The sequence below is a fragment of the Nonomuraea sp. NPDC050691 genome (genome assembly GCF_040654455.1).
Lineage (GTDB): Bacteria > Actinomycetota > Actinomycetes > Streptosporangiales > Streptosporangiaceae > Nonomuraea.
Map to the genome: position 1 here is coordinate 1 of NZ_JBFAIA010000282.1, position 6,703 is coordinate 6,703.

7 protein-coding genes are annotated in these 6,703 nt (G+C 73.9%); 2 read left to right on the forward strand and 5 right to left on the reverse strand.

The features are described from left to right. Positions 1–1,008, reverse strand: a 1,008-nt coding sequence (locus AB0H81_RS43125) for a glutamate--cysteine ligase (RefSeq protein WP_358387793.1), incomplete at its 3' end; no start/stop codon positions are given. A gap of 142 nt (positions 1,009–1,150) precedes the next feature. Here AB0H81_RS43125 and AB0H81_RS43130 point away from each other — a divergent pair. Next, positions 1,151–2,059, forward strand: coding sequence for an LLM class flavin-dependent oxidoreductase (locus tag AB0H81_RS43130; protein WP_358387795.1), 909 nt, complete (start codon positions 1,151–1,153; stop codon positions 2,057–2,059). Positions 2,060–2,099: 40 nt separating this feature from the next. Here AB0H81_RS43130 and AB0H81_RS43135 read toward each other — a convergent pair whose 3' ends face one another. After that, complete coding sequence (locus AB0H81_RS43135) at positions 2,100–2,444, reverse strand: STAS domain-containing protein (protein WP_358387798.1); 345 nt, start codon at positions 2,442–2,444, stop codon at positions 2,100–2,102. A gap of 619 nt (positions 2,445–3,063) precedes the next feature. Between AB0H81_RS43135 and AB0H81_RS43140 the strand changes: the two genes are divergently transcribed. Next, positions 3,064–3,906, forward strand: coding sequence for a nitroreductase/quinone reductase family protein (locus AB0H81_RS43140; RefSeq protein ID WP_358387800.1), 843 nt, complete (start codon positions 3,064–3,066; stop codon positions 3,904–3,906). A 55-nt stretch (positions 3,907–3,961) separates the two neighbouring features. Here the strand turns inward: AB0H81_RS43140 and AB0H81_RS43145 are convergent, their stop codons facing one another. From AB0H81_RS43145 to AB0H81_RS43155, 3 genes are read right to left on the reverse strand one after another with little or no spacing between them, the layout of a single operon-like run. Further along, on the reverse strand, positions 3,962–5,089 hold the full coding sequence (locus tag AB0H81_RS43145; RefSeq protein WP_358387802.1) for a substrate-binding domain-containing protein: 1,128 nt from the start codon (positions 5,087–5,089) through the stop codon (positions 3,962–3,964). Continuing rightward, positions 5,086–6,153, reverse strand: a complete 1,068-nt coding sequence (locus AB0H81_RS43150; RefSeq protein ID WP_358387805.1) for an ABC transporter permease — start codon at positions 6,151–6,153, stop codon at positions 5,086–5,088. Before AB0H81_RS43150 ends, AB0H81_RS43145 begins: the two co-directional genes overlap by 4 nt. After that, a complete protein-coding gene (locus tag AB0H81_RS43155) occupies positions 6,153–6,692 on the reverse strand; it encodes an ATP-binding cassette domain-containing protein (protein WP_358387808.1) in 540 nt (179 codons plus the stop codon). Before AB0H81_RS43155 ends, AB0H81_RS43150 begins: the two co-directional genes overlap by 1 nt. Between the last annotated feature and the right edge of the window lie 11 nt (positions 6,693–6,703).

The following is a 6,703-nucleotide window of genomic DNA, read 5'->3' on the forward strand; positions in this document are numbered from 1 at the left end:
GCTGCCGCGCGCCAGCGCCTCGCGCGCCAGCCCCGACACGAGGTCCCAGTCGCCGGCCTCCTCCAGGTACGGTCGCAGGCCGTCCAGCAGCCGCAGCACCACCTCCCCTGCCGGCCTCGGGGTGCCCTCCTCCGGGTCCACCAGCTCGCCCTCCAGGCCGGAGCGGGCCGCCTGCCACGCCGCCGCGCGCACCGGCTCCAGCTGAACCTCGCGCTCCCGGTCCCGCCGGGCGGCCTCCAGCTCGCGCGCCACCAGCGCCCGGAACAATCCCGCGATCAGCAGGATGTCGTCCACGCGCGGGCACGCGTCGCAGACCCGCAGCTCGACCGTGGGCACGTGCGCCGACGGCCGCACGTCGAAATAGATCATCCCCGGGTCGCTGATCACCCCGGACCGCACCAGGTCCTCCACCATGCCCTCGTAGTCGGCGGCGGAGCCGTAGCGGCCCATCGGCCCGGAGGTGGGCCAGCGCTGCCACACCATCGTGCGGTAGCTCGCGTACCCGGTGTCGGCGCCCAGCCAGTACGGCGAGCTGCAGCTCAACGCGAGCAGCGGCGGCAGCCAGGGCGTCACCAGGTGCGAGACCAGCACCGCCAGGTCGCGGTCGGCCACCTCGGCGTGCACCTGCGTGCCGCAGATGAGCTGCTCCCGGGTCAGGAGCTGGTAGTCGTCGAGCATCTGCTCGTAGCGGGGGTCGGGGGAGACCTTCATGGTGTCCGCGTCGCCCAGCGGAACGCTGCCCGCCGCGACGATGCCCAGGCCGAGGCTGTCGGCGACGTCCGTGAGCGTGCCGCGCAGGGCCACGAGGTCACGTGCCAGGTCCTCAAGGCTCGTGACCGGCTTGCTGTTGGCCTCCACCGCGGACCGTTGCAGCTCCTGCGTGAACCGGTCCTTCGGCAACCGCTCCAGCAGGGCGCCCGAGCGGGAGACCAGGTGCCGTGTGCCGGAGTCGACGATGTGGAACTCCTCCTCGACTCCGACGGCGATCGTACGCGTAGAACTCGTCACTGGGGCCACTCCCGGGATGGTCGGCGTTGCGTTGCGCCGATCACCTCCCCTAAATGGCGGCTTTCGCACCTCGACCCCCACGATGCCGGACGAGAATGACGGAATTGACCTCGATCCAACTTGAGGTTGCACAGTCGGGTTCATGAAGAGCTTCGAGATCGGCGTCATCCTCCCCGGGGTGGGCAAGCAGCAGGAAGACGGCATTGACCTGAGGGAGGCCGCTCGCCACGCGGAGGACGCGGGGCTGGACGGGGTCTGGCACGGTGATCATCTGGCCGTCGGCGGGGCGACGCTGGACGCGCCGATCGCGCTGGCCACCGCCGCCGCGGCCACCTCGACGATCAGGATCGGCACCAGCGTGTTCATCCCGGCGATCCGGCCCGTGGTCTGGGCGGCCAAACAGATCGCGACCCTGCAGCACGTGTCCGGCAACCGGCTGGTCCTGGGCGTCGGTTCCGGGGGCGGGCCGGGGCAGTGGGCGGCTGCCGGGGTGGGGTACCGGCGGCGTGGCAGCCGTACGGACACCGCGCTGGAACTGCTCCCCAAGCTCCTGGCGGGCGAGGAGACCGAGCTGCGGGACGAGCCGGGGCGGCCGACGGTCACGCTGGCCCCTGCCGCCGACATGCCGCCCGTGTGGGTCGGCAACGCGTCAGAGGTGGCCATCCGGCGGGCCGCGCGGCTGGGCGACGGGTGGTTCCCGTCGTTGATCTCGCCACGGGAGGTCGCCGAGGGACGGGCTCGGCTGGCGGAGCTGGCCGCGAGACATGGGCGGGCCCTTCCGGTCATCGCGATCGGTGGCGCCGCCGCTCTGGGAACCGGGCCGGGCGTCCCGTCCCGGGCGCGCCTCGCGGCCGGCATCAGCGGGGCTTACGGCCGCCCGCTCGACGACGTCATGGAGATCCCGCTCACCGGCCGGCCCACGGAGGCCGCCGAGAAACTGAACGCCTACCGCGAGTCCGGGGCGAGCCACGCGGTCATCGGGATATCGGGGGGCGACTGGCGGGCGCAGGTCGACCTGCTGGCGGAGGTGCGGGACCTGCTGTGCGGATGATGCGCCGCATGGCGTGCCGCCGCTCGTCCGCGGCGTTTCATCAGGCCGGCGCGAGGGGGCCGCGCTGGCGGCCGCGCTCCGTCAGGTGGTCGTCCAGCCCGGCGGCCGCGAGCAGCCGCTCGGCCGAGGGGGACAGGTGGGCCAGGCTGAAGGTGCCGCCCCTGCGCTGCAACGATCGTTTGACCGCCATCAGCACGCGCAGCCCGGAGCAGTCGATGAACGACACCTGGCTGAGATCGACCTCGAGCACGGACACGGACCGACCCTCGAGCATGGTGTCGAGGCTGGCCTTCAGGAGCTCGGCGGTGGCGAGATCGATCTCCCCCCGCAGGTGCGCGACGGCGCGCCTCGGCTGGGTTTCCATGGTGACGTTCAGCGACTCCATCGCACTCCTCCAGATGGATCGGCCGACGCAGACTCGACAAAAGCCGCGTTGCATCGCAACGCCACCATATTCATCTCCCAGGTGTCACCCTCGGATCCGTAAAATCTGGGCCTCCGTTGACCGGCGCTCTGCCCGAAAGCCCCTGGCGGCCGGTGAATCGGGCCCGCGACGCCGGTGATCGCGGCGGGGAGAGAGTGTTCCGTGACCCCTTGATCGCGGCCGGGAAGCGCGCCGTGCATGCCGGACTGGCCGGACTTGCCGGGTTTGCGGTGAGGTGCCGGGGAGGTTAGGGTGCCGGATGTGACTGCCGGGTCGGCCATGGGCCACGAGCGAGTCGGGCGCCCGGCCAGGGCGTGACCGGCGGGCGGGCGAGAGCCCCGCCCTTCCCCCCTGCTGCGCGACCGGCCGGTGCGGACCGCCGCCGCGCATCCCTTCCGATCATCTCTGATCGGCACGTCTCGTCACGCATCGACCCTTCACGGCGGCGCCGCCCGCCGTGCCTCCACGCTGCCCCGCCGGACGCGGGCCCGTGGCCTTTCCTCCCGTACGCCCCTCGGGCGGCTTTTCGTCATGCCGCCGCGCGGCTCGCGGGAGCACCATCCTGAGAAGAAAGCAGAGAATGCCGAACGATTTCAACCAGCAGGTCATCGAGGAGTTCCGGGCGAACGGCGGCCGCGTCGGAGGCCCGTTCGAGGGAGGGCGGCTGCTGCTCCTGACCACCACCGGGGCCCGGACCGGCGCCCCGCACACGACGCCCCTCGCCTACCTGCCCGACGGCGAGCGGGTCCTCGTCATCGCCTCGGCCGGCGGCTCGCCGCGCCACCCCCACTGGTACCTCAACCTCCTGGCCGACCCGCGGGTCACGCTCGAGAACGGGGTCTTCACCTACCAGGCGAAGGCCGTCGTCCTGGAGGGAGCCGAACGCGACGCGGCGTTCGCGCGGGCCGTCGAGACCGACCCCGGCTGGGCCGCCTACGAGAGCAGCTCCGGCCGTACCCTGCCCGTGGTGGCCCTGGAGACGGTGCCCGGCGTCATGCCCACGCACACCGCCTCGTCGTTCGGCCAGGCGCTCAAGGCGATCCACGACGCGTTCCGGCGCGAGCTGGCGCTGATCCGCAAGGAGGCCGCCACCGCCGGGCCGGGGCTCGGGGTGCAGCTCCGCGTGAACTGCCTGAGCGTGTGCGGCAGCCTGCACCACCACCACACGATGGAGGACTCGGGGATGTTCCCGTCGCTGGCCGGGCAGCGTCCCGAGCTGGCGCCGGTCATCGAGCGGCTCGGCGAGGAGCACCGGCGGATCGCCGACCTCATGGCCCGCCTGCAGGAGGTCGTCTCGGCCGAGGGAGCCGAGCCCGCTGCGGTGCTGGCCGAGGTGGAGCGGCTGACGGAGGAGCTGGAGAGCCACCTGACGTACGAGGAGGAGCAGCTCATCCCCATCCTGGACGGCGCCGCCACCACCTGACCACCGCCTGACCCAGGTCCGGACGTGGACGCAGGGCGGCGTCACTTGGCGGAGGTCAAGGCCGCCAGATCCGCTCGTAGGCGGCCCGGTAGCCGGGCGGGTCCCAGGACGAGGCGCCGCCCACGTTGTCCGTCGTCGTGAGGTGGACGGGCGGTACGTACCCGCTCGGCGGGGCTCCGGCGAACGCCCGGTTCAGCTCGTCGACGATCTGGTAACCCTGGGCGTTCAGCGGCTCGGGGACCGTCGCCGCCTGGTACTGGCGGGTGCGGACCCGTTCGAACGCCGACGGGTCGCCGTCGCCCGCGCCGATCGCGTACGGCGCCCCGCCGCCGGGGAGCCCGGCGGCGCGCAGGGCGGGCGCGGCGTCGGCGAAGTACAGGTCGTTGATGGCGGCCGAGTACGTCCACCGCTCGCCGAAGCGCGCCAGCAGCGAGGACACCTCCTGCGGGGTGCGGGTGCCCGCGTCGGGCAGCGGGATGTTCTCGTACGACAGCAGCGTGACCCCGGAGCAGCCGAGCAGCGTCTTCTGGATCAGCCGTGCCTTGTGCTCGGCGAACGGGATCGACGAGTCGGTGAACAGCACGACCCCCGCGTCGCCGCCCGACCTCGCGATGATCCAGTTCGCGGCGATCCTGGCGACGTCCTCCACCCGGGTGGTGATGTTGGAGAACAGTTTCGGGTTCGCGCTCGGGCCGGGCGCGTGGGTGGCGTGCCAGCCGACCAGCGGGATGCCCTCCCGGTTCGCCTCGCGCACCTGCTGGGCCACGGAGCCGGGGTCGAACCCGCCGATCACGATCCCGGACGGGCGCAGCGCGATGGCCTGGCCGAGGGCCGCGCTCACGCCCGCCGGGGTGCCCTGGCCGTCGATGACGCGGACGTCCCAGCCGATCCAGCGGGCCGCCGCCGTGACGGCGGAGGCGACGCCGGCGACGCCGGGGTTGGTCATGGTGGCGGCCACGTACACGATGCTTCTGCCGGGCACGGCCCGCGGGCCGGTCGTGGGGCCGTCCCACGGGGCGGCGCCCCGGGCCTGGTCGACGGCCCGCCGGGCCTCCGCGAGCACGGCCGGGCACGGCCGTGGCGGCCGGCCGGCCCCGGGGTCCGGGTCGGCCGCGCAGCCACAGGTCAGGGTGGCGGCGAGCGCCAGCGCCGCCGCCGCCCTGGAGAGGCGGGCGAGGCTCACGGGTCTCCCCGGCTCTCCGCGGCGGGGGCCGGGGGAGGCGACGCGGTCTCGGCGGGGGGCGGGGACGGGGGGCGGGCGCGCAGGCGCCGCCGGGCCGAGTAGCCGACCAGGCCGACCGCCACGAGCAGGGTCAGCCCGTTGAACAGGGGCGTCACCCAGAAGTCCGCGCCGAGCTGGCTGAGCCCCGACAGGCCGACGGCGAGGACGCCGACCGCGACCACCGTGCCGAGCGGGTTCGGCCGGCCGGGCTTGATCACGGACGAGCCGAGCAGGGCGGCGGTGAACGCGGGCAGCAGGTAGTTCAGGCCGACGCTGGGGTTGCCGATCTCGTTCTGGGCGGCGAGCAGGACCCCCGCGAAGCCCGTGACCAGCCCCGAGACGGTGAAGGCGGCGCACACGTAGCGGCGGGTGGGGATGCCGACCAGCTCGGCGGCGCGCGGGTTGGAGCCGATGACGTACAGGTAGCGGCCGATGGGGAGCCGTTCGAGCGCCACCCACAGCGCGGCCGTCAGCGCGGCGACGTACAGGGCGGGCACCGGCAGGCCCAGCACCGTCGCGTCGGACAGGTTCGTGAAGGCGGCGGGCAGGCCCTCGGGCCCCGGCACGACCCGGGCGCCTCCGGTCACCCATCCCGTGATCGCGTACAGCGCGCTGCCGGTGCCCAGGGTGGCGATGAACGAGTCGATGCGGGCGAACTCCACGAGCAGCCCGTTGACGGCCCCCGCGAGCGCCCCGCCCGCCAGGACGCCGAGGCAGGCCGGCGGCCACGGCCAGCCCTCGGTCACGACCAGTTCCAGCGTGACGACGTGCCACAGACCGAGCCCGTACCCGATGGACAGGTCGAACTTGCCCGTGACGATCGGGACCATCGCCCCCAGCGCCAGGATCGCGATGAGCGCGTTCGTGGACAGGACCAGCCGCAGGTTGGCCACGGTGGGGAAGGTCGCGGGCAGAGCCAGCGAGAAGACCGCGAACAGCAGCACCGCCAGCGCCAGCAGGCCGTAGGCGCCGACGAGGCGGCCAGGAGTCGAGCGGCGCCGGCGGGCGCGGCCTCGGGCGGCCATCAGCGGCCCGCTCCCGTGACGGCGCAGGTGAGCCCGGTGACGGTCAGGGCGTCACCGGACGGCTCGGCGATCACCGAGCCGCCCGCGAGGACGAGCGCGCGGTCGCAGACGTGCGCGATCTCCTCGGCGTCGGCCGAGACGAGCACGACCGCCAGGCCGTCGCGAAGGGCGGCGTCGAGGAGCCGGTAGATCTCCGGGCGGGCGGCGACGTCCACTCCCGCCGTCGGCTCCTCCAGGACCAGGACCCGCCGCCCGGTCCACAGCCACCGCCCGACCAGCGCCTTCTGCTGGTTGCCGCCCGACAGGGCCGTGAACGGCAGCTCGGTGTCGGGAGGGCGCACCCCGAGGCGCGCCAGCAGCGCGGCGGCCCGCTCACGCTCCGCGCGCGGCCCCAGCCAGACCGGCGGCGAGCCGCCGCACAGCCGGGGGTTGGCCAGCACGTTCTCCCGGACGCTGAGGCCGGGCGCGGCGCCCTCCTCCATCCGGTCGCCCGCGACCAGCCCGACCCCCGCCGCGACGGCCTCAGATCGGAAGAGCACACCTCAGAACA